This is a genomic window from Streptomyces sp. NPDC031210, from assembly GCF_055570395.1.
The window spans coordinates 1-21,101 of sequence record NZ_JBVIHH010000019.1; the positions used below are offsets into that span (position 1 = coordinate 1).

Sequence of the window (21,101 nt, forward strand, 5' to 3'; positions counted from 1 at the left end):
CCTCCCACCCACAACTCTTGGTCGTGGGGGGGGGGGGGGGGGGGGGGGGGGGGGGGGGGGGGGGGGGGGTGGGGGGGGCTGCCCCCCCCCCCCCCCCCCCCCCCCCCCACCGGGGTGTGTGCGTGTCAGGCGGTGGTCGGCGTGATCGCGGTGGCGGTGCCGCTGACGTGGGAGCGGGGGTCGCCGTGCCGGAGGTCGACGGTCAGCAGGGCGGGGCGACCCATGTCGTGGCCCTGGTGGAGGGTGAGGGTCGTCGGGGCGGCGACCAGGCCGAGAACGCGGGCGTAGGCGCCGAAGGCGGCCGCCGCCGCGCCCGTCGCCGGGTCTTCGACCACGCCGCCGACCGGGAACGGGTCGCGCACGTGGAAGACCGTCTCGCTCTCCCGCCAGACGAGCTGAAGGGTGGTCAGGTCGAGTCGGCGCATCAGTGCGGCCAGCCGCTCGAAGTCGTAGTCGAGCTTGGCCAGCCGCTCACGGGTGGCGGCGCCCAGCACGAGGTGCCGGTTGCCCGCGAAGGCGATACGGGGCGGCAGGCCCGGGTCGAGGTCGCCGGCCGGCCAGTCCAGGGCGGCCAGTGCCTCGGTCAGATCGGCCGGTGCGATGTCGGTGACCTGCGGTTCGACGCTGGTCAGGGTGGCGAGCGGGACGCCGCCGTCCAGGGTGACGGTCACCGGCACCGGGCCCACCTGGGTGGCGAAGACCAGGTCGCCCGGGCCGATCCGCTCGGCGAGCGCGACCGCCGTGGCGACCGTGGCGTGGCCGCAGAACGCCACCTCGTCGAGCGGGCTGAAGAAGCGGATGGTGAAGGCCCGGCCCGGCTCGCCCAGTCCCTCGGGCGGTGCGGTGAGGAACGCCGTCTCGGAATAGCCGAGTTCGGCGGCGATGGCGAGCTGTTCGGCGTCGGAGAGACCCGCCGCGTCCGGCACGACACCGGCCGGGTTGCCGCCCTGGGGGTCGTCGGAGAAGGCGGTGTAGCGGAGGATCTCCGGGGTGCGCGTAGTGGCGCCGCTCGCGGTGTCGTTGGTAGTCATGATCGGGACAACCGGCCGCCCCCGCCGGCTATTCCCCGCGCTCCCCGCCCGCCGGTCCCGCGCGGGCGACCGGAGCCCGGGCCCACCTTCGCGACCCGCCCCGACCGCCCGCGCGCGGGCTCAACCTCGGGTCACCGGGCGGGCGCCGACCTGACCGGGCCCCGGCCGCCCGCGTGCGGATCAACCCCGCCCGATGTACGGCATGTTGGTCGCCATCACCGTCGCGAACTGCACATTCGCCTCCAGCGGCAGCGCGGCCATATGGACGACGGTGCGGGCGACATCGGCCGCGTCCATCACCGGCTCGACCGCCGTGCGGCCGTCTGCCTGGAGGATGCCGGTCCGCATCCGGCCGGTCATCTCGGTCGCCGCGTTGCCGATGTCGATCTGGCCGCAGGCGATGCGGTACGGACGGCCGTCCAGGGACAGGGACTTGGTCAGGCCGGTCATGGCGTGCTTGGTCGCGGTGTACGCGATGGAGTGCGGGCGCGGGACGTGCGCGGAGATCGAACCGTTGTTGATGATCCGGCCGCCCTGCGGGTCCTGCGCCCTCATCGCCCGGAACGCGGCCTGGGCACAGAGGAAGGAGCCGGTGAGGTTGACGTCGACGACCGCGCGCCAGTCGTCGTACGACAGCTCGTCCAGGGGGACGGGCGGGCCGAACGTGCCCGCGTTGTTGAAGAGCAGGTCCAGGCGTCCGAAGCGGTCGTGGACGGCGGTGAAGAGCGCGTCGACGTCCTCGGGGCGGGTCACGTCGGTCGGCACGGCCAGGACGGCGGGCCGGTCGCCGGACGGGGACACCGGGCCGCTGTCGTCGGCCAGTTGGCGGGCGGTCTCCTCCAGGGCCTCCGCGCGCCGGCCGGCCAGGGCCAGATCCCAGCCCGCCGCGGCCAGTGCGAGGGCCACCGCCCGGCCGATGCCGGAACCGGCGCCGGTGACCACCGCGACCCTCCCGGGCTCCGCCGCGCCGTCCGCCCGCGCGGCTCGCGCCGCCGGCTCCGTCCCGGCTCGCGCCCCGGCCTCACCGCTCCGGCCGGCCGCCGCCTCGGCCGCCTCCGCCGCCCGCGCCGTCGCGCCCGTCCCGGCCACGTGCCCGGCCCGCGCCTTCGGCGTCAGGGGAGCCGTGCGGGATACGGGGACGGTGGGGGCCGCGGTGTCTTCCTGTGTGTGCTGTGCCATGGCGGCAGCGTAAGGGGCGTACGGGCGCCGGCGCGGGTGGGGCGCCACCGGAGCCGTCGCGCCGACGGGACACCGCCGGAGCCGTCGCGCCGACGGGCGCGTCCGGCCGCCCGCCCGTCAGCGACCACCGCCCGCCCGTCAGCGACCGCCGCCCGCCCCGCCCCCGAACCGTTCCAGCACCGCCGCCTTGGCCGCGGTGAACTCCTCCTCGGTGAGGATGCCGTCCCGCCGCAGCTCGCCCAGCTCCCGCAGCCTGCGCAGCAGCGCGTCATGGTCGTCCGGCTGGGCCGCGCCGGGGGCCGAGGCCGCGGCCGGGGCGGGCGCCGGAGCCGGCGCGCCCCGCCCCGTAGCCGCGGCCGACGGATGCGGCAGCCGCACCGCGACCGCCGCCGCCAGCAGCGCCGTCGTGCCGCTCTCCTTTTTGAAGCCCCACAGTTCGATGGAGTTCGGGTCGTGCTCCGGCTTCGGAGGGGCGACGGTCCCGCGCGGCCGGAAGCGCAGATAGCCGGACTCCAGGCCGGCGGCGGCCCGCCACTCCACCGCCTCCAGGTCCGCCAGCGGGAAGTCCCGGGGCCCCGCGTGCCGCTTGGTCTCGCTGGTGTTCCAGCGCCATTCGACGTGCACCCGCTCGCCGTCGAAGGTGGCGACGCCGTCGACGCCGGCGGCCGACAGGGGGACGGCGGGGCCGGGCAGCAGATAGCGGTCGGTGGGGCCGTCGGGGATCCGTTCGAGGGCCAGGGCCTGGCGCACCTCGTCGGCGAAGTATTCGGCGACGCCGGTCCGGCCGGGGTCCACGGCCACCTGGTACGGGTTCGCGCTGTCCGGCAGACCGCCGGCGGTGACCTGGAGCAACGGGTCCGCGCCGTCGCGCGGCCGCAGCCGCAGCCGGCCACCCTTGCGGGCCGGTTCGTAGGCGATCGAGGCGATCGCCTCCAGCGGCACGGTGAAGGCGCCGAGGTCCTGGCGCAGCGCGTGCACACCGCGCTCGCGGCCCGGCACGATGCGTACGGCGTCGCCGTCGAAGGTCCAGGTGCCGTCGCGCGCGATCAGTTCAGCCATGCCGCGAATCCTACGGAGCCCGCCGCGCACGGGACGCGGATCCCGCGCGGCGGGTAACGGCAGGCGCGCTGTCCGCACCGGTGCCGCGATTGTCCGGCGGCGTCCGTTGCGGCGCCAGTCCTCATCAAGCTGTCATGAATGCGTCGGACACGGGACAGCGCCGCGCCGTCCCCCGCCCCTCCAATCACTGGTGAACCACCGTCAGGGGAGGGGCAGATGACGCACCACGCAGTCCGCCGACCGGAGTCCGCACCACACGAGCGGGAGATCCGGGCCGCCGCCGCGCACTTCGGCCGGCGGCGTTTCCTGACCACCACCGGCGCCGCCGCCGCGCTCGCCTTCGCGACCAACCTGCCGGGTACGGGCGCCGCGCACGCCACCGAGGCCGACCCGCGCAAGATCAGCGACAACCCCTTCACCCTCGGCGTCGCCTCCGGCGACCCCCTGCCCGGCTCCGTCGTCCTGTGGACCCGGCTCGCCCCCCGGCCGTATGAACCAGGCAACGGAATGCCGCCCGGCAGGGTCACCGTCCGCTGGGAAGTCGCCTACGACGAGCGCTTCACGAAGCTCGCGAGCCGCGGACGCGCCGACGCGCACCCGGAGTTCGACCACAGTGTGCACATCGAGCCCACCGGCCTCGCCCCCGACCGCGTCTACTACTACCGCTTCCGCGCCGGCGACTGGATCAGCCCCGTCGGCCGTACCCGCACCGCACCCGCCCCCGGCGCCCGGCTGAGCGAGCTCAGGCTCGCCGCGGTCTCCTGCCAGGCGTACCACGACGGCTACTTCACCGCCTACCGGCATCTCGCGCACGAGGACCTCGACGTCGTCTTCCACCTCGGGGACTATCTGTACGAGTACCCGGTGACGGCGGTGGGCGGCGCCCGCGCCTACACCGACCGCACGCTGCCCGCCCTCTTCAACCGCGAGACGGTCACGCTGGAGGACTACCGGCTGCGCTACGGCCTGTACAAGTCCGACCCGGACCTCCAGGCCGCCCACGCCGCCCACCCCTTCCTCGTCACCTGGGACGACCACGAGGTGGAGAACAACTACGCCTCCGACATCAGCGAGGACGACCTGCCGCCCGCGGAGTTCCTCGTCCGCCGGGCCGCCGCCTACCGCGCGTACTGGGAGAACCAGCCGCTGCGCCGCCCGCAGCGGCCGCGCGGCGCCGACGCCCGCCTCTACCGCCGCGTCCGCTACGGACAGCTCGCCCAGTTCGACATCCTCGACACCCGCCAGTACCGCTCCGACCAGGCGTACGGCGACGGCTGGCACGCGCCCGGCCCCGCCTCGCGAGACCCCCGCCGCACCCTGACCGGCGCCGCCCAGGAGCGCTGGCTGATCGACGGCTGGCAGGAGTCCACGGCGCGCTGGAACGTCCTGCCGCAGCAGGTCACCTTCTCCGAACGGCGCAACGCCACCGGCCCCGGCTACCAGCTCAGCATGGACGCCTGGGACGGCTACCCGGCCTCCCGCGAGCGGGTCCTGGCCGGCGCGGAGGCGGCCGGGGTGGACAACCTCGTCGTGCTCACCGGCGATGTGCACGTCCACTACGCCTTCGACATCAAGCGCGAGGCGGGGGACCCCGCGTCGCGCACCGCGGGCGTGGAGTTCGTGACGTCCTCGATGGCCAGCGGCCGGGACGGGGCGGACAAGCCCGCCAACTGGGCCACGTACATGGCCGCCAACCCGCATCTGAAGTTCTACAACGGGCGGCGCGGCTACGTCACCGTCACCCTCGGCCACGACACCGCGCGCGCCGACTACCGCACGGTGTCGGCCGTCACCACCCCCGGCGCGCCGGTCACCACCGCCGCGTCCTTCGTCACGGAGGCGGGCGATCCCGGCCTGAAGCCCGTCTGAGGCGGGGCCGCATGACACCATGGTGCGGTCATCGATGAACCATGGAGACGCACATGACGGACCCCGGCTCCGGCCCGGCCGAGACCCAGGACACTCCCCCGATAGCAGAGCGGGGCGCGGCACCGGCACCGGTCGCGTCCCGCCGCACCAGCCTCCTCGTCACCCTCGTCCTCGGCGGCCTCACGGCGGTCCCGCCGCTCTCCATGGACATGTATCTCCCGGCCCTGCCGCAGGTCACCGCCGCCCTGCACAGCCCGGCCGCCACCGTCCAGCTCACCCTCACCACCTGCCTCGCCGGCATGGCCCTGGGGCAGATGGTCGTCGGCCCGATGAGCGACAAGTGGGGGCGCCGCCGCCCGCTGCTCGCCGGCATGGTGGTCTACGTCCTGGCGACCGCCCTGTGCGCCCTCGCCACCAACGTCCAACTCCTCATCGCCTTCCGCCTGTTGCAGGGCCTGGCGGGAGCGGCCGGCATCGTCATCGCCCGCGCGGTCGTGCGCGACCTCTACGACGGCGTGGCGATGGCGCGGTTCTTCTCCACCCTGCTGCTCATCTCCGGCGTGGCCCCGGTCGTCGCGCCGCTGATCGGCGGCCAGATCCTCCAGGTCACCGACTGGCGCGGGGTGTTCGTCGTCCTGACCGCCGTCGGACTGCTGCTCACCTTCCTGGTCTGGCGCACGCTGCACGAGACGCTGCCGCCCGCGCGCCGGCACTCCGGGGGCCTGGGGCAGACCCTGCGCACCATGCGCGATCTGCTCGCCGACCGGATCTTCTCCGGCTACGTCCTCGTCGGTGCCTTCGCCTTCGCCGCGCTGTTCGCCTACATCTCGGCCTCGCCGTTCGTCGTCCAGGAGATCTACGGCGCCTCCCCGCAGACCTTCAGCCTGCTCTTCGGCGTCAACTCCGTCGGCCTGGTCCTGGTCGGCCAGCTCAACGGCAAGGTGCTGGTCGGCCGGGTCAGCCTGGACAAGGTGCTGGCCGCCGGGCTGGCGTTGATCACGCTCGCCGCGGTGAGCCTGCTGCTGATGTCGGCCGGGGTGTTCGGCGAGGTCGGTCTGCCGCCGGTCGCCGCCGGCCTGTTCGTCCTGATGTCCGCCCTGGGCCTGGTCCTGCCCAGCGCCAACACCCAGGCGCTGATGCGCACCCGGCGGGCGGCGGGCTCCGCCTCCGCGCTGCTGGGCACCTCGACCTTCCTCATGGGCTCGGTGGCCTCCCCGCTGGTGGGTGTGGCGGGGGAGCGGACCGCCGTGCCGATGGCCGTCGTGCAACTTTCGTGTGCCTCACTCGCGCTCCTGAGCTTCCTGGTGATGTGCCGCCCGTGGCAGCGTAGGGAGGACACCGACGGGGGCACGGAAGCGGAGGGAGCCGGACTCTGAACGCATCGGACGCACGGGGCGCCCCGGACGCGGGCGCCCCGACCCTGCGGCCCGGCACCCCGGAGGGGGCGCGGCTCGACCCCGGGTGGATGCGGCACCTGGTCAGCGGGGTGCGGGCGCTGCCCGAGGGGCGGCCCGCCTGGTGCGCGGGAGTCGTCGTCCTCGCCGGCCGCGGCCCGGTCGTCGCCGCCGAGGCCGCCGCGGGCTGGGCGCTGCGCTACCGGGGCTACGACCCCGAGCGGGGCCGCGGCGTGGAACTGCCGCCCGACCTGCGGGCCCCGATGCGGGTGGGCACCGTCTTCGACCTGGCCTCGGTCAGCAAACTCTTCACGGCCCTGGCCGCGGCCCAGCAGGCCGAGCGCGGCCGGCTGGATCTCGACGACGAGGTCCGCGCCCACCTGCCCGCCTTCGCACCCGGCATCACCCTGCGCCGGCTGCTCACCCACACCTCCGGGCTCGCCCCCGAGCTGCCCTTCCACGAGCACCCCGGGCGCGCCGCCCAGCTCGCGCTGCTGTGGCGGGAGGCGTCGGCCCCGTCCGGCCCGCTCGGCACCCACGTCTACTCCGACCTCAACCTCATCGCCCTTCAGCTCGTCCTGGAGCGGCTCACCGGGCGGAGCCTGGACGCCCTCGTGCGGGAGGGCATCACCGGTCCGCTGGGCATGTCCAGCACCTCCTACGGCCCGCTGGCGCCCGAGGGCGTGGCGGCGACGGAGGACCAGCGGCGGCCGTGGGCGAAGGCGGACCGGGGCCCGCTGCGCGGCGCGGTGCACGACGAGAACGCCTGGGCGCTGGGCGGTGTCGCCGGGCACGCGGGCCTGTTCTCCACCGCCCAGGATCTGGCCGTGCTGTGCCGGACGCTGCTCAACGGCGGGGCGTACGGCACCGCCCGCGTCCTGGGCCCGGCGGCCGTCGCCGCCCTCCTGGACCCGCCCGGTCTCGGCTTCGCCGTCGACCAGCCGTACTTCATGGGCGAGCTGGCGGGCCGGGGCGCGGCCGGGCACGCCGGTTTCACCGGCACCAGCCTGGTCCTGGACCGCGCCACGGACACTTTTCTGGTGCTGCTGGCCAACACCGTCCACCCGCGTCGCGGGGACGGCGGCAGCGCGCCCCGCGCGGCGGCCGCGACGTGCCTGGCCCGGGCGGTGGCGGCCGCCGACGGACCGGACCGCGCGGCCTGAGGGCCCGGCCTGGCGGCCCCGCTCACCCGCCGCTCAGCCCTCGGGCACCCACCGTCCGCCGCGCGGACCGGACCGTGCCCCGGCCCCCGTAAACTTGGCCCAATGCACGAGGAACTGCGCGCCGCACTGGCCGGCCTGCTCGACGGCCTGCCGCCCAAGCAGGCCGCGCAGGCCGTCGACCGGCTGATCGCCAACTACCGGGGCGACACACCTACCGACGCCCCGGTGCTCCGGGACCGCGCCGACGTGGTCGCCTACGCGGCCTACCGGATGCCGGCGACCTTCGAAGCGGTGCGCGCCGCGCTGGGCGCCCTCGCCGATCGGATCCCGCGGTGGACACCGGCCACCCATGTGGACATCGGCGGTGGCACCGGCGCCGCCACCTGGGCCGCCGCGGCCACCTGGGAGGGCCACCGCAGCACCGTCCTGGACTGGGCGCAGCCCGCCCTGGACCTCGGCCGGGAGCTGGCGGCGCGGACGCTGCCGGAGACGGTGTGGCAGCGGCGGGCCATCGGCGACGGGCTGAGCCTGCCGGCCGGCACGGACCTGGTGACCGTCTCCTACGTGCTGGGCGAGCTGCGGCCGGAGGACCGCCGGGCCGTGGTGGCCGCCGCGGCCGACGCCCGCGTCGTGGTGCTGATCGAACCGGGCACCCCCGACGGCTACCTCCGCATCCGTGAGGCCCGCGACCAACTGATCGAGGCGGGCCTGCGGATCGTCGCGCCCTGCCCGCACAGCGGGACCTGCCCGATCGTCCCGCTCGTCCAGGGCGCCGGGGCGGCCCCGGCGGCGGGCGGAGGGGACTGGTGCCACTTCTCCGCCCGGGTCAGCCGCTCCTCCCTCCACCGCCAGGTCAAGGGCGGCTCCCTGGCGTACGAGGACGAGAAGTTCAGCTATGTCGCGGCCACCCGCCTCGACGCCTCCCCGGCCCCGTCCCGCATCGTCCGCAAGCCCCAACTGCGCAAGGGCCAGGTGCTGTTGGACCTGTGCACGGCCGAGGAGGGCCTGCGCCGGGCGACGGTCACCAAGCGCCAGGGCCCCCTCTACCGCGCGGCCCGCGACGCGTCCTGGGGCGACGACTGGGCCTGAGGGCCCTACGGCTCCCAGGGCCCCACGGGTCGTTCTACGGGCTCTGAGGGTCCTTCTTCTCCGAGCCCTTCTTCCCGGCGCGTTCCGTCCGCGCCTCCTGGAGTTTGCGCAGCAGCTCCCGGCGCTGCGCCTGCGGGTCCGGGTGGCCGGCGCCGTGGCGGGTGCCGTTGGCGTTGCCGCGCAGGGCGCCACGGGAGAGCTTGCTGCGGGTGCCTCCGACGCCGAGCATGCCGCTCGCGTTCCCCTTGCTCATGGTGAGTTCCTTTCCGTCGGGCGCCTAGCGAGACGCCGCGTCTCGATGCCTCCTCATCGTGAGGCGAGACGTGCCGTCTTGTCAAGACGATACGTCTCGCCTCACCCTCGGTAGACTCGGTCCATGGCCAACAAGACAGCCCCCGACTCCTCCCGCCGCAGCGAACGCTCCCGCCGGGCGATCTTCGACGCCGCCCTCGCGCTCGTCGGCGAGGTCGGCTACGACAAACTCACCATCGAAGGCATCGCCGCCCGGGCCGGGGTCGGCAAGCAGACGATCTACCGCTGGTGGCCCTCCAAGGCCGCCGTCCTGCTGGACGCGTTCACCGTCGACGTGGACACCTACGACGAGGCGATGCCCGACACCGGTGATCTGGCGGCGGACCTGAAGTCCGTACTGCGGGCCACCGCCGACGAATTCAACGACCCGGCGTTCGAGGCCCCCTACCGCGCCCTCGCGGTGGCCGGCGCCAACGACGCCGAGGTCTCGCGCACCTTCGTCACCCGGCTGTTGGAACCGGGCATCGGCGCCTACGTCGACCGGCTGCGTACGGCGCAGGCCGCGGGCGAGGTGGCCGCGGGCGTCGACGTCCGGGTGGCCGCCGAGATGATCCTGAGTCCCTTCTCACAACGCTGGCTGATGCGCACCGGCGAATTGACCCATGAGTACGTGGACACCCTGGTCGACCAGGTATTGGGCGGTCTGCGGCCCCGTTCCTGACGACACCCGGCACGCTGTCGCCAATCGTGCGAATCGCCCCCTTCGTCCCCCCTACGTTCACCCCGGATCCGCACACCGGTCACCCGGAGCCCAGGATGGTGGCAGCATTGATCCCAGACCACCGCTCGAAGTGAGGGGATAGATGGAACGCAAGAGCAGGTTCTCCCAGTGGCTGCGCCGGCCGAAGAGCGGATCGGACGGCGGCGATACGGGCACGGGAGCGACGGCCGCCCGCGGCCGCGAGGACCTGCTGCTGGCCGCGGCCGAAGCGGGCTTCCCCGTCGCCCCGGCAGCGCACCCCTCCGGCTACGGCTGCTCCTGTGAGCGCATCGGCTGTCCCACCCCCGGCCGGCACCCCGTCTCCTTCGGCTGGCAGACCGTCGCCACCACCGACCGCGACAAGGTCGCCGCCTGGATCCGCACCCTGCCGCAGGCCAACTTCATCACCGCCACCGGCATCATCCACGACGTGCTCGACGTGCCCGCCGACGCGGGCCGCAGCGCCCTGGAGCGGCTGGACGCGGCGGGCATCGACGTCGGGCCCATCACCCTCAGCGGCGTCGGCCCGGACGACGGCCGGATGCTGTTCTTCACCGCCACCCGCGGCACCCCGGACGACGAGGACGAATGGTGGCCCTGCGAACTGGACTGCCATCCCGAGACCCTGGACGAGCACCCGGGACTGCGCTGGCACTGCCGCGGCAGCTACGTCCTGCTGCCGCCGTCCCGGCTTCCCGGTGACCAGCCCGCCGTGACCTGGCTGCGCGGCCCCGAACTCCCGCTGCCCGACCCGCTGACGCTGCTGGAATCGCTCACCGACGCGTGCGCGGAATTCCACGACCGCCGGCCGGCCGGCCACGAACCGGCGGCCTGGCCGATCGGCCGCTGAACGGCCCACCCGCACGACGGGGCGCGCCCGCCCCGGCTCCACAGGACGAAGGGGCCGTCGGATCACCGACGGCCCCTTCGCACTGCGGCGGCCACCGTCGGGTGACGCCGGTTACAGCGCCTTCGCCGAGGTCTTCGCCTCGATGCGGTTGAGTACCACGACCTTGCCGCCCGCGTCCTTGGCCGGCACCTTGACCGCCTGCCCCGACACCGTCGTGAACTCCATCTTGTCGGTCTTCTTCAGCGGGCCCTCGACGATGCCCCGCAGCCGCGCCGGCACCGTGATCGTGCCGCCCTTGAACACCGTTTGCTGCTGGTGGTAGTAGGTCGAGAAGAACACCAGCGCCCCGCCGTCCGCCAACCGCAGCGCCACCGGCGGGAAGTCCGCGGCCTGGTCCTCCCAGAAGATGCGCACCCCCGGCTGGTTGGTGAGCTTGGCGCGGGTCGCCCGCCAGCCGTCGGTCTCCCGGCCCGGGGCGAAGACCTGCCCCTTGCCGGTTTTGAGGTAGTCCGCGTAGGCCCGGCTGAGTTTGCCCGGGGCCATCGTCAGGCCGGACGCGGCGTCGGCGGGCACCGCCTCGGCGTGACCGTCCTTGCCGACAGCGAACTTCGGGGCGTCCTTCGCGGCGAAGGTCGCGAGATACACCGCGCGCCACGGGGCGTCGACGCTGTCGCGGCTGAACGCCAGGTACCAGCGGGTGAACGCCCCGGTCCGGTCCTTGCGGTTGCTGACCGCGTCCGCGACGAAGTACTTCGGCCAGCCCGCCTGCTCGGGGATGGTGAAGTGGGCGTCCTTGAACGTCAGCGGCGTGAAGTCCGGGTTGCCCCGCGGCCGCAGGGCGTGCGCCGCCTTGATGCCCGCCTGGTCGATGGCCAGCAGCGGGCCCGACTCGTAGGAGGCGTTCAGCTTCGGATCGAGCGTGCGGTTGGCCTCGTTGAAGCGGTCGGCGAAGTGCCGGAGCGCCTTGGCGCCCTCAGCCTTCGACACCGCCGGCAGTATCTCCCTCTCGCCGTGCACCGTCATGCACCCGCTCAGTATCACCAGCGCCGCCGCTGCCGACGTCAGTGTTGCGGGCACCCGGAACGGCGACCTGCGTGTCATGGGGCTCGGGCTCCTTCGGGGCGACCGGGGCGGACGGAGAGGCCGCCGGGGTGGCACGATTCGGCGCAACCCTACCGGGGGCGAGGAAGAACGCGAGCGTGGGGATCAGATACAGAGCCCACACCGTGACCTGGAGGACGGTCGGGTCCGGCTGGAAGTTGAAGATGCCCTTCAGCAGCGTGCCGTACCAGCTATCCGCCGGGATCTGCTCGCTGATGTCGAACGCCCGGCTGCCCAGCCCCGGTAGGAACTCCGCCTCCTGGAGGTCGTGGAAGCCGTACGCCAGCACGCCCGCCGCGACCACCACCAGCATGCCGCCGGTCCAGGTGAAGAACTTCGCCAGGTTGATGCGCACCGCGCCGCGGTAGAACAGCCAGCCCAGCAGCACCGCCGTCAGCAGGCCCAGCAGCGCCCCGACCAGCGGCCGTACGCCGTCGTCCGCGGACTGGGCGGCCGTCCACACGAACAGCGCCGTCTCCAGGCCCTCCCGGCCCACCGACAAGAACGCGGTGACCACCAGCGCCGTGGTGCCCATCGCCAGCGCCGCGTCCAGCTTGCCGTGCAGCTCCTTCTTCAGATGCCGCGCGGTACGCCGCATCCAGAAGACCATCCACGTCACCAGGCACACCGCGATGACCGACAGCGAGCCGCCCAGCGCCTCCTGCGCCGTGAACGTCAGCGTCTGCGAGCCGAACTGGAGGGCCGCGCCGAACGCGAACGACAGCACCACGGCGAGCGCGATGCCGAGCCAGACCGGGCGCAGCGCCCCGCGCCGGCCGGTCTTGACCAGGTAGGCGATGAGGATGCAGACGACGAGGCTGGCTTCCAGGCCCTCGCGCAGCCCGATCAGATAGTTGCCGAACACGCCGGTCCCTCTCCTTCGTTCACACAGTCGTCCGTCATCGCGCCGTCCCGGTCGCCCCTGTCTCGCGGGGCGACATCAGGCGAACAGCGCCCGGCCCCACCAGTCGCCCGCGTCCCGGACGCCCGGCGGCACCGCGAAGACGGCCGAACCGACGTGCTGGATGTACTCGTTGAGCGCGTCGTTGCGCGCCAGGTTCTTCTGGAGCGGCACGAAGCCGTGGCGTACGTCGCGCTGGTAGGCGAGGAAGAACAGCCCCGCCTCCAGCCGCCCCAGGCCGTCGGTGCCGTCGGTGAAGGAGTAGCCGCGCCGCAGGATCCGCACGCCGCCGTTGGAGTCCGGGTGCGCCAGCCGCACATGCGCGGTCGGCAGCATCGACTTCAGATGCGGCTCGTCCCGCTCGTGCTTCTTGCCGACCGCCGCGCCCTCGCCCTTGTCCCGGCCGAAGATCTCCTCCTGCTCCTGGAGCGGGGTGCGGTCCCAGGTCTCGATCCGCATCCGGATGCGGCGGGCGACGAGGTAGGACCCGCCGGCCATCCAGCCCGACGCGCCCTTGGCGTCCTTCTCGCCGACCCAGACGTGCTTGTCCAGGGCGGCCTTGTCGGTGCCCGCGATGTTGCGGGTGCCGTCCTTGAAACCGAACATGTTGCGCGGGGTGTGCGCCTCAGGCGTCGTCGAGGACGTCTTGCCGAAGCCGAGCTGCGACCAGCGGATCGCCACCTTGCCGAAGCCGATCCTGGCCAGGTTGCGGATCGCGTGCACCGCGACCTGCGGATCGTCCGCGCACGCCTGCACGCACAGATCGCCGCCGCTGCGCGCCTTGTCGAGGTTGTCGCCGGGGAACTGCGGCAGGTCGATCAGCGCCTCGGGCCGCCGGTCCGCCAGGCCGAAGCGGTCCTCGCCGTCCTTCTCGAAGAGGGACGGGCCGACGCCGAAGGTCAGCGTCAGCCGGGACGGCGGCAGGCCGAGCGCCTCGCCGGTGTCGTCCGGCGGCGCCTCGGCGAGCCCGCCGACCGCTCCGGCACCGACCGCGTCACCCGCCGTCATCCGCGCCGCCGCCTTCGTCCACTCCTTGAGCAGCGCGATCAGCTCGTCGCGGTCGTCGGTGGTGACGTCGAACGCGGCGAAGTGCAGCCGGTCCTGGACGGCGGTGGCGATGCCCGCCTGGTGCGCGCCGTGGAAGGGCACGGCGGAACCCGCGGTGGCGTCCGCCGCGGCGGGCTGGACGTCACCGCCGGCCCGCAGCGCCGCCGCCGTGCCGCCGGCCGCGACCGCGCCCAGCGCCAGGCCCGCACCGCCCCAGCCGATCAGCGAACGCCGGGACGGGGCGGCGCCGGCGCCGGGCGCGTCATCCGCCGCGCCGTCCGTCGAACCGTGCTGCGTGCCGTCGGTCGTCATCCTGACTCCCTGCTTGACGATGGACTGCTTGACGAGGGACTACTTGGCGGTGACCACGGTGGCGGCCAGCTTGGACAGCGGCTCGGCCAGCGCGTTGACGCCGTCGTGCAGTTGCTTGCGCTCGGCCTTGCCGACCGTGTCGTACGGGGCGAAGCCGTCGGCGGAGTCCTCGTCACGGTGCTTGTCCAGGCCCGCCCGGATCGCCGCGAACTGCTTGTCCAGCTCCTTGGCCAGCTTCGGGTCGTTCTTCGAGGCGACCGGCTTGAGCAGCTCGTACGCCTTCTGCGCGCCCTCCACGTTGGCCTGGAAGTCGAGCAGGTCGGTGTGGCTGTAGCGCTCTTCCTCACCGGTGACCTTGCCGGTGGCCACCTCGTCGAGCAGCTCCTTGGCGCCGTTGGCCATGCTGGTCGGGGTGATCTCGGCGGTGCCGACGCGCTTCTGCCAGTCCTTCAGGTCGGTGATGAGCTGGTCGGCGAGCTTCTTGTCGTCCCCGGAGATCTTCTTCTTCTCCCACAGGGACTTCTCCAGCCTGTGCCAGCCGGTCCACTTCTGGCCGGCCACCAGGCCGTCCTCGCGCAGGTCGACCTTGGGGTCGATGTCACCGAAGGACTCGGCCACCGGCTCGGTGCGCTCCCAGCCCACGCGGGAGAGGGCGTACGCCTTCTTCGCGGCGTCGACGTCGCCGGCCTTGACCGCGTCGGCGAACTTCCGGGCCTCGGGCAGCGTCTGGTCGGCCTGCTCCTGGACGTACTTGCGGTACGCGGCGACGGCGGTGTCCAGCTTGGGGTCGCGCTTGGCGGCCGGGGCCTTGCCGTCGGCGGTGACCTTCTGGCGGATGCCGTCACCCTTCATGCCGGGCTTGCAGGCGATCTCGTAGGAGCCGGCCTTGATCTCGGCGGTGATGTCCGTCTTGGTGCCGGGGCCGATGTTCTCCCGCTCGGTGACGATCCGGTCGCCGGGCGCGTAGACGTAGACCTCGGTGACCTTGGAGCCCTCGTTGCGCACCGCGAAGTGGACCTGTCCGGCGGGGAACTTCTTCGCCGACACCTCGCAACCGGTGTCGGTCGCGGTCACGGTGATCGTGTCCTTGCCGGCGCCACCCTTCGCGTCGCTCTTCTCGGCGCAGCCGGCGACGGCGGTCAGGGTCGCGGCCGCGGCGATGGCGGCGACGACGGAGGAGCGAAGGGCTCGCATACGGGCTCCAGGCGTTTCGGTCGGTGCGGTACGGAGGGCAGTATCACTAAGGCCGCCCTAACTTATCTGAGGCTTACCTGAATTTTGCCCAACCAGTCCCGTGATCCCGCTCTCATGGACAACGGCCCGGTCACAGATCGATGGGTGCCGAGTCACGGAAGCGTCAATGACCGGTCAAGGTAAGGGGCGTGGGTCGGGAAGGGGGGTAACGGCCGGATCTACCGCCGGACCCGATCCGGCCAACGCCGTGCCGCACGATGAGCGGATGACCTTGAATGAGCCCATGACCGAAGTCGATGTGCTCCGGGTGTTCTGCGGGCCCGGTGGGACGGGCGGCAACGCGCTGGGCGTCGTACGCGACGGCGCGGCCGTTCCCCCGGGAGTCGAGCGGGCCGCTCTGGCCGCCCGGCTCGGCTTCAGCGAGACGGTGTTCCTGGACGACGCGGCGCGCGGCACCGTCGACATCCGCACGCCGAGTGTCCGACTGCCGTTCGCCGGCCACCCTTTGGTCGGCCTGGCCTGGTTGCTGCGCGGCCTGGGGCGCCCGCCGCGCACCCTGCGCCCGCCGGCCGGTGAGGTCCCGGTGAGCTACGAAGGGGACGTCACCTGGGTGCGCGGACGCCCGGAGTGGGTGACCGCGCGCCGGACCGAGCGGCGGGCGTCCGTCGCGGAGGTCGAGGCGCTGCCCGCCCCGCCGCCCGGCGAGGGCTGGCTCTACGCCTGGGCCTGGCAGGACGAGGCGGCGGGCGTGATCCGGGCGCGGGCCTTTCCGCGCCGGGGCGACGGGATCGTCGAGGACGAGGCCACCGGCGCCGCGGCGCTGCTGCTGACCCACGAGCTCGGCCGCCCGCTCGACATCCGCCAGGGCGCCGGCTCGCGGATCCGCACCCGCCCGTATCCGGACGGCACCATCGCGGTCGGCGGACTGGTGCGCGTCGAAACGCCCTGAGCCCTGTCGGGAGTCGCGACGGGGCCCGCGTGTGCCTACGCGCTCAGCGGGAACTGTTCGCCCAGCTCGCGGAAGACCGCGCTGTTGAGCGCGAAGGCGCGCTTGCACTCCTCGACCACCCGCTGCTTCTCCAGGTCGTCCACCGGCAGCGCGTCCAGGAGTTCGCGGTAGCGGCGCTTGAAGGCCGCGGGATTGGCTATGTCCTCGAAGACGTAGAACCGCACGCCGTCGCCCTTGCGCGCGAAGCCCCAGGTCTTCTCGGCCGTGCCGCGGATGATCTGCCCGCCGGAGAGGTCGCCGAGGTAGCGGGTGTAGTGGTGGGCGACATAGCCGGCCGGCCAGTCGCGGGCGCAGGCGCGCACCCGCTCGGCGTACGCGGCGGTGGCCGGCAGCGGCTCCAGGCCCGCGCGCCAGGACGGCCCGCCCAGATGCGCGAGGTCGCGCTCCAGCTCGGCGGTACGGGCCAGCTCCGGGCGGATGAAGGGGCCGGCGACCGGGTCGTGGGCGAGGGGCTCGGAAGCCTCCTCCAGGGCGCCGTAGACGAACCACAACTGCTCGGTGTAGCGCCGGTAGGCCGGGACGCCGAGCTTGCCGCCGAGGAGGTCGCTCATGAAGGAGGAGTTCTCCGCCTCCGTGTGCTGCGCGTGCGACGCCGTGCGGATCACCGTCGAGAACGGCGTGCCCGCGGCGGGCGGGGCGGTGGGCGCGGACGGCGTGCTGGCGATCGGGCTGTGCGCTTCCAAGGCGGACCTCCGGGGACCGATGGGGAGCGGACGGGAACAGATCGTCGCCACTACGGCTCAGCTAACTGCTTAGGTTTACCTAAGTCAATCTGTTCCCGACGCCCTGTCGGTAAAAGACTACCCCCGCCGGACTCAGGGAAGCGTGAGAATCTCGGCTCCCGTCTCCGTCACCACCAAGGTGTGCTCGAACTGCGCGGTCCGCTTGCGGTCCTTGGTCACGACGGTCCAGCCGTCGTCCCACATGTCGTACTCGTGCGTGCCCAGCGTCAGCATCGGCTCGATCGTGAACGTCATGCCGGGCTTGATGTCGGTGGTGTGGTGCGGGCTGTCGTAGTGCGGAACGATCAGGCCGGAGTGGAACGAGGAATTGATGCCGTGGCCGGTGAAGTCCCGGACCACGCCGTAGCCGAAGCGCTTGGCGTAGGACTCGATGACCCGGCCGATGATGTTGATCTGCCGGCCCGGCCGGACCGCCTTGATGGCCCGGTTCAGCGCCTCGCGGGTGCGCTCCACCAGCAGCGCGGACTCCTCGTCCACGTCGCCGCACAGGTAGGTGGCGTTGTTGTCGCCGTGCACGCCGTTGATGTACGCCGTGACGTCGAGGTTCACGATGTCGCCGTCCTTGAGGACGGTCGAGTCCGGAATGCCGTGGCAGATGACCTCGTTCAGCGAGGAGCACAGGGACTTGGGGAAGCCGCGGTAGCCGAGCGTCGAGGGGTAGGCGCCGTGGTCGCACATGAACTCGTGGGCGACCCGGTCGAGTTCGTCGGTCGTCACGCCCGGCTCGATGAGCTTGGCGGCCTCCGCCATCGCCTGCGCGGCGATCCGGCCGGCGATCCGCATCTTCTCGATCGTTTCGGCATCCTGCACCTCGGGCCCCGTATAAGGGGTCGGCGCGTCCTTCCCCACGTACTCGGGGCGCGGGATCGAGGCGGGTACGGGGCGGGTGGGGGAGAGGCTCCCCGGGACAAGAAGCGACTGGCCAGACATGCAAGCGAGTGTATCCGCGGGCCATCGGGCAGGATTGCGGCACGGAAAACAGCCACAGGAGGCGGCAATGGCGCTGTTCAAGAGGCGTACGGTCGGCAAGGTCGGCGAGTGGTATTACTGCCTCAAGCACCAGATGGTCGAGGAGGGCCCGCAATGCCGGGCCGCCGACCGCTTCGGTCCGTACGCCTCCCGCGAGGAGGCCGCGCACGCCATGGAGAGCGCCCGCGAGCGCAACCTGGAGTGGGAGACCGACCCGCGCTGGCACGAGAAGCACGAGAAGAACGCCGGCGGCGAGGAGGGCGGCAACGGCTGATCGGCCGGGGGCGTCCGTACGGCGCCGCGGTCACACCCGCGCGGCCTCGGCGGCCGGGCTTCGGGCCCGCCGGGTCACCAGCGCGGGGGCGGCGGCGAGGTCAGTTCCTCGGCGAGGCGGGCCAGCCGGTCGCGGAACCGGCGGTGGCGGCGCGGCGCCGGCAGGCTGTTCTCCCCGGCCGCCGCGCTCACCAGATGCTGGACGGTGTCCAGATCGAGGTCGCGCGCCTCCTCGGCCCCGGCCCCGGCGGGCGGTGCGGCGAGCGACTCATGGGCGAGGGCGTGCAGATCGCGGTCCCCGCCGTCCAGCGCGAACACCGTCGCGCCGTTGCGGCGGGCGTCGTGCACCCGCTCCAGCAGGCCGGCGCCCGGCCGCTCCGGCGTCACGACCAGCAGCGTCTCGCGGCGTCCGGCCGCCGCCAGCCGGCCCAGCCCCACCGACAGATGAGCCGGCACGCCCCCGGGCACCCGGTGCCGCACCAGGGTCGGCGACAGCTCCGGCAGGCCCGACCAGGCGGCCTCGTCGTCCAGGTGGGCCGCCAGGTGCCACGGCTCGTAGGCGGCGCTGCCCACCAGCAGCAGCCCGCCGTCGTGCGCGGCGACGGAGGCGCGCAACGACCCGGCGAAACGGCGGGTGGACTGCACCCACTCCGTCCCGGCCAGGACCTCGCGCAGCAGCGCGACCCGTACGGCATCCATGGCCCGGCATCATGCCGCGCGCCGGCCCCCTCCGGTGGGCGCTTCCCGGTCTCTCACCCGTACGGGCCGCCGCGACGGCGTGACAGGATCGCTGTCATGACTACTTCTGACGCTGCCAACTCCCCGAACGCCGCGACCCGCGCCAAGGCCGCCCTCAAGCGCGACCCCTGGGACCTCCCGGACGTCTCCGGCCTGGTGGTCGGTGTCCTCGGCGGCACCGGCGACCAGGGCCGCGGCCTGGCCTACCGGTTCGCCCGGGCCGGCCAGAAGGTGATCATCGGCTCCCGCGCCGCCGACCGTGCGCGGACCGCGGCGGCCGACCCGCAGCTCAGCGGCCTGGGCGTCGAGGGCGCGGACAACGCCGAGTGCGCCCGGCGCAGCGACGTAGTGATCATCGCCGTGCCGTGGGAGGGCCACGCCAAGACCCTGGAGTCCCTGCGCGAGGAGCTGGCCGGCAAGCTCGTCATCGACTGCGTCAACCCGCTCGGCTTCGACAGGAAGGGCGCCTACGCCCTCAAGCCCGAAGAGGGCAGCGCCGCCGAGCAGGCCGCGGCCCTGCTCCCCGATTCCCGGGTCACCGCCGCCTTCCACCACCTCTCCGCCGTCCTGCTCCAGGACCCGGAGATCGCCGAGATCGACACCGATGTGATGGTGCTGGGCGAGGCGCGGGCCGACACCGACCTCGTGCAGGCGCTGGCCGCCCGCATCCCCGGAATGCGCGGCGTCTTCGCCGGCCGGCTGCGCAACGCCCACCAGGTCGAATCGCTCGTCGCCAACCTGATCTCGGTCAACCGCCGCTACAAGGCCCACGCCGGCCTGCGGGTCACCGACATCTGAGCCGCCCCGGCCCGGCGCCGCGAAGGCCCCGGCCGGGCACGCACCGGGCATGGGGGACACTGGGAGGGATCGCACCACCCCCGACAGGAGCCGACCCCCATGCCCACCGCGCCCTCCACCAGCCCGGTCCCGCGACTCGCTCTCTGGGCCGTCGTCGTGTGCGTCCTCGCCGTCGCCGCGGCGGTCGTCTCCTTCGTCCAGGGAAGCTGGCTCGGCGTCGTCTGGATCCTGATGGCCGGCGTCTCCAGCAACATGGCCTGGTTCTACGTCCGCAAGGCCAAGCTGGACGCCGCGGCCCGCACGCAGCGGACCCCGTCCGCCGGCTGACCCGCGCAGCCGCCGGCCGCGGCCCCTACGGGCTACCCGATGCCGCCGATCGTCGGGACCTGCGGCTCGCCCTTCCAGAACCGGAAGTACTCCTGGCCCCAGAACGCCGACCAGTCGGAGACGCCCAGCGGGCGCAGCACGGCGTGCACCGTGTCGAAGAAGGCGGCGTTGACCTCCGGCACCCACAGCAGTCCGAAGACGGCCAGCAGGCCGAACGGGGCGAACGGCTCCACCTGGCGCCGCAGCTTGGCCGACAGCCACGGCTCGATCACGCCGTAGCCGTCCAGTCCCGGCACGGGCAGGGAGTTCAGGAGGGCGGCGGAGACCTGGAGCAGCGCCAGGAACGCCAGGCCGTAGCGGAACGGCGCGGGGACGCCGTCGAGCCGGCCCAGCCAGAACGGCGCGGTGACGACCACCGCGAACAGCACGTTCGTCAGCGGACCGGCCGCCGAGATCAGACTGTGCCGCCAGCGGCCGCGGATCCGGCCGTGTTCGATGAACACCGCGCCGCCCGGCAGGCCGATCCCGCCCATGATCACGAAAAGCACCGGCAGCACGATGCTGAGCAGGGCGTGGGTGTACTTCAGCGGGTTCAGCGTCAGATAGCCCTTGGCGCCCACCGAGATGTCGCCGCTGTGCAGCGCGGTGCGGGCGTGCGCGTACTCGTGCAGGCACAGCGACACCACCCACGCCGACACCACGAAGAAGAACACCGCGACGCCGGGGCTCGCCGCGAGCTGCCCGCTCCACAGGGCCCAGCCGGACACCGCCATCACGGCGACGAGGGCGAGGAAGACCGGGCTGACGCGGCGCTCGGCGCGCCGGATTGCTGTGGTCATGTGCGGGACTCCCGGGTGGCGGATGAGGGGCAGCCATGACCGTAACCGGGGTCGGGCGGCCGGCGCACCGTGCGCGGTGCCCCGCCCGTACCGTCGGCCCGGGTGCGCGGAAAAGGCGGCGCGCCGCGCGGCGGGTTCCGGGCAAGGTGGGACCCTGACGGAAGTCCGGGGCCGGGGGGCGCCGGAATCGGGGACGATTCGGGG

Annotated in this window: 23 protein-coding genes; 11 read left to right on the forward strand and 12 right to left on the reverse strand. The window is 73.4% G+C overall.

From position 1 onward, the window contains the following. Positions 1 to 125: 125 nt before the first annotated feature. From ACZ45Z_RS28670 to ACZ45Z_RS28680, 3 genes are all read right to left on the reverse strand, one after another. On the reverse strand, positions 126 to 1,031 hold the full coding sequence (locus tag ACZ45Z_RS28670; RefSeq protein WP_468368315.1) for a PhzF family phenazine biosynthesis protein: 906 nt from the start codon (positions 1,029 to 1,031) through the stop codon (positions 126 to 128). A 180-nt stretch (positions 1,032 to 1,211) separates the two neighbouring features. Next, positions 1,212 to 2,210 carry an SDR family oxidoreductase gene (locus tag ACZ45Z_RS28675; protein ID WP_468368318.1) on the reverse strand — a complete coding sequence of 333 codons (999 nt, stop codon included), beginning with the start codon at positions 2,208 to 2,210 and terminating at the stop codon, positions 1,212 to 1,214. A gap of 138 nt (positions 2,211 to 2,348) precedes the next feature. Next, positions 2,349 to 3,269 carry a DUF4429 domain-containing protein gene (locus tag ACZ45Z_RS28680; RefSeq protein ID WP_468368321.1) on the reverse strand — a complete coding sequence of 307 codons (921 nt, stop codon included), beginning with the start codon at positions 3,267 to 3,269 and terminating at the stop codon, positions 2,349 to 2,351. Positions 3,270 to 3,485: 216 nt separating this feature from the next. Between ACZ45Z_RS28680 and ACZ45Z_RS28685 the strand changes: the two genes are divergently transcribed. The 4 genes from ACZ45Z_RS28685 to ACZ45Z_RS28700 all read left to right on the forward strand — a co-directional run bounded on the left by ACZ45Z_RS28685 (position 3,486) and on the right by ACZ45Z_RS28700 (position 8,784). Continuing rightward, positions 3,486 to 5,138 (forward strand): alkaline phosphatase D family protein, encoded by a 1,653-nt coding sequence (locus tag ACZ45Z_RS28685; RefSeq protein WP_468368324.1) that lies wholly within the window; start codon positions 3,486 to 3,488, stop codon positions 5,136 to 5,138. Between the two features lie 53 nt (positions 5,139 to 5,191). Continuing rightward, positions 5,192 to 6,514 carry a multidrug effflux MFS transporter gene (locus tag ACZ45Z_RS28690; protein WP_468368327.1) on the forward strand — a complete coding sequence of 441 codons (1,323 nt, stop codon included), beginning with the start codon at positions 5,192 to 5,194 and terminating at the stop codon, positions 6,512 to 6,514. Between the two features lie 89 nt (positions 6,515 to 6,603). After that, positions 6,604 to 7,695 (forward strand): serine hydrolase domain-containing protein, encoded by a 1,092-nt coding sequence (locus ACZ45Z_RS28695; RefSeq protein ID WP_468368330.1) that lies wholly within the window; start codon positions 6,604 to 6,606, stop codon positions 7,693 to 7,695. 102 nt (positions 7,696 to 7,797) lie between these two features. Continuing rightward, a complete protein-coding gene (locus tag ACZ45Z_RS28700; RefSeq protein WP_468368333.1) occupies positions 7,798 to 8,784 on the forward strand; it encodes a small ribosomal subunit Rsm22 family protein in 987 nt (328 codons plus the stop codon). A gap of 34 nt (positions 8,785 to 8,818) precedes the next feature. Here the strand turns inward: ACZ45Z_RS28700 and ACZ45Z_RS28705 are convergent, their stop codons facing one another. Continuing rightward, entirely contained in the window at positions 8,819 to 9,037 is a 219-nt protein-coding gene (locus tag ACZ45Z_RS28705) for a DUF6243 family protein (RefSeq protein ID WP_468368335.1), read from the reverse strand. A 123-nt stretch (positions 9,038 to 9,160) separates the two neighbouring features. Between ACZ45Z_RS28705 and ACZ45Z_RS28710 the strand changes: the two genes are divergently transcribed. Both ACZ45Z_RS28710 and ACZ45Z_RS28715 read left to right on the forward strand, forming a co-directional pair. Next, positions 9,161 to 9,757 (forward strand): TetR/AcrR family transcriptional regulator, encoded by a 597-nt coding sequence (locus ACZ45Z_RS28710; protein WP_468368338.1) that lies wholly within the window; start codon positions 9,161 to 9,163, stop codon positions 9,755 to 9,757. 142 nt (positions 9,758 to 9,899) lie between these two features. Beyond that, entirely contained in the window at positions 9,900 to 10,646 is a 747-nt protein-coding gene (locus tag ACZ45Z_RS28715) for a bifunctional DNA primase/polymerase (protein WP_468368341.1), read from the forward strand. A gap of 111 nt (positions 10,647 to 10,757) precedes the next feature. Here ACZ45Z_RS28715 and ACZ45Z_RS28720 read toward each other — a convergent pair whose 3' ends face one another. From ACZ45Z_RS28720 to efeO, 4 genes are all read right to left on the reverse strand, one after another. Continuing rightward, entirely contained in the window at positions 10,758 to 11,723 is a 966-nt protein-coding gene (locus ACZ45Z_RS28720; protein WP_468368344.1) for an SCO2278 family lipoprotein, read from the reverse strand. Further along, positions 11,620 to 12,612 carry an iron uptake transporter permease EfeU gene (efeU, locus tag ACZ45Z_RS28725; protein WP_468368347.1) on the reverse strand — a complete coding sequence of 331 codons (993 nt, stop codon included), beginning with the start codon at positions 12,610 to 12,612 and terminating at the stop codon, positions 11,620 to 11,622. The genes ACZ45Z_RS28720 and efeU overlap by 104 nt, the downstream gene beginning before the upstream one ends. A 75-nt stretch (positions 12,613 to 12,687) precedes the next feature. Continuing rightward, on the reverse strand, positions 12,688 to 14,007 hold the full coding sequence (efeB, locus tag ACZ45Z_RS28730; RefSeq protein WP_468368350.1) for an iron uptake transporter deferrochelatase/peroxidase subunit: 1,320 nt from the start codon (positions 14,005 to 14,007) through the stop codon (positions 12,688 to 12,690). Positions 14,008 to 14,046: 39 nt separating this feature from the next. Next, the gene (gene efeO / locus ACZ45Z_RS28735) at positions 14,047 to 15,201 is read right to left on the reverse strand and encodes an iron uptake system protein EfeO (protein ID WP_468368353.1); all 1,155 of its coding nucleotides are present in this window, start codon (positions 15,199 to 15,201) and stop codon (positions 14,047 to 14,049) included. A 283-nt stretch (positions 15,202 to 15,484) separates the two neighbouring features. Between efeO and ACZ45Z_RS28740 the strand changes: the two genes are divergently transcribed. Then, positions 15,485 to 16,150 (forward strand): PhzF family phenazine biosynthesis protein, encoded by a 666-nt coding sequence (locus ACZ45Z_RS28740; protein ID WP_468368356.1) that lies wholly within the window; start codon positions 15,485 to 15,487, stop codon positions 16,148 to 16,150. Positions 16,151 to 16,185: 35 nt separating this feature from the next. Here ACZ45Z_RS28740 and ACZ45Z_RS28745 read toward each other — a convergent pair whose 3' ends face one another. Beyond that, positions 16,186 to 16,815 (reverse strand): biliverdin-producing heme oxygenase, encoded by a 630-nt coding sequence (locus tag ACZ45Z_RS28745; protein WP_468368555.1) that lies wholly within the window; start codon positions 16,813 to 16,815, stop codon positions 16,186 to 16,188. Between ACZ45Z_RS28745 and ACZ45Z_RS28750 the strand changes: the two genes are divergently transcribed. Continuing rightward, on the forward strand, positions 16,760 to 16,966 hold the full coding sequence (locus ACZ45Z_RS28750; RefSeq protein WP_468368575.1) for a hypothetical protein: 207 nt from the start codon (positions 16,760 to 16,762) through the stop codon (positions 16,964 to 16,966). The two genes, ACZ45Z_RS28745 and ACZ45Z_RS28750, sit on opposite strands and share 56 nt — an antisense overlap. 59 nt (positions 16,967 to 17,025) lie before the next feature. On the opposite strand, the gene map is transcribed toward ACZ45Z_RS28750, so the two are convergent. Next, positions 17,026 to 17,883, reverse strand: a complete 858-nt coding sequence (gene map / locus ACZ45Z_RS28755; protein WP_468368359.1) for a type I methionyl aminopeptidase — start codon at positions 17,881 to 17,883, stop codon at positions 17,026 to 17,028. Between the two features lie 67 nt (positions 17,884 to 17,950). Between map and ACZ45Z_RS28760 the strand changes: the two genes are divergently transcribed. Beyond that, complete coding sequence (locus ACZ45Z_RS28760) at positions 17,951 to 18,196, forward strand: hypothetical protein (protein WP_468368360.1); 246 nt, start codon at positions 17,951 to 17,953, stop codon at positions 18,194 to 18,196. A 74-nt stretch (positions 18,197 to 18,270) separates the two neighbouring features. Here ACZ45Z_RS28760 and ACZ45Z_RS28765 read toward each other — a convergent pair whose 3' ends face one another. Next, positions 18,271 to 18,894, reverse strand: coding sequence for a hypothetical protein (locus tag ACZ45Z_RS28765; protein WP_468368361.1), 624 nt, complete (start codon positions 18,892 to 18,894; stop codon positions 18,271 to 18,273). Between the two features lie 96 nt (positions 18,895 to 18,990). Between ACZ45Z_RS28765 and npdG the strand changes: the two genes are divergently transcribed. Together npdG and ACZ45Z_RS28775 are read left to right on the forward strand one after the other, a co-directional pair. Beyond that, positions 18,991 to 19,731: an NADPH-dependent F420 reductase gene (gene npdG, locus ACZ45Z_RS28770; RefSeq protein WP_468368362.1), complete on the forward strand. Its 741-nt coding sequence runs from the start codon at positions 18,991 to 18,993 to the stop codon at positions 19,729 to 19,731. Positions 19,732 to 19,830: 99 nt separating this feature from the next. Next, on the forward strand, positions 19,831 to 20,058 hold the full coding sequence (locus tag ACZ45Z_RS28775; protein WP_468368365.1) for a hypothetical protein: 228 nt from the start codon (positions 19,831 to 19,833) through the stop codon (positions 20,056 to 20,058). A gap of 32 nt (positions 20,059 to 20,090) precedes the next feature. Here ACZ45Z_RS28775 and ACZ45Z_RS28780 read toward each other — a convergent pair whose 3' ends face one another. Next, entirely contained in the window at positions 20,091 to 20,897 is an 807-nt protein-coding gene (locus tag ACZ45Z_RS28780; RefSeq protein WP_468368367.1) for a site-2 protease family protein, read from the reverse strand. Positions 20,898 to 21,101 lie beyond the last annotated feature (204 nt).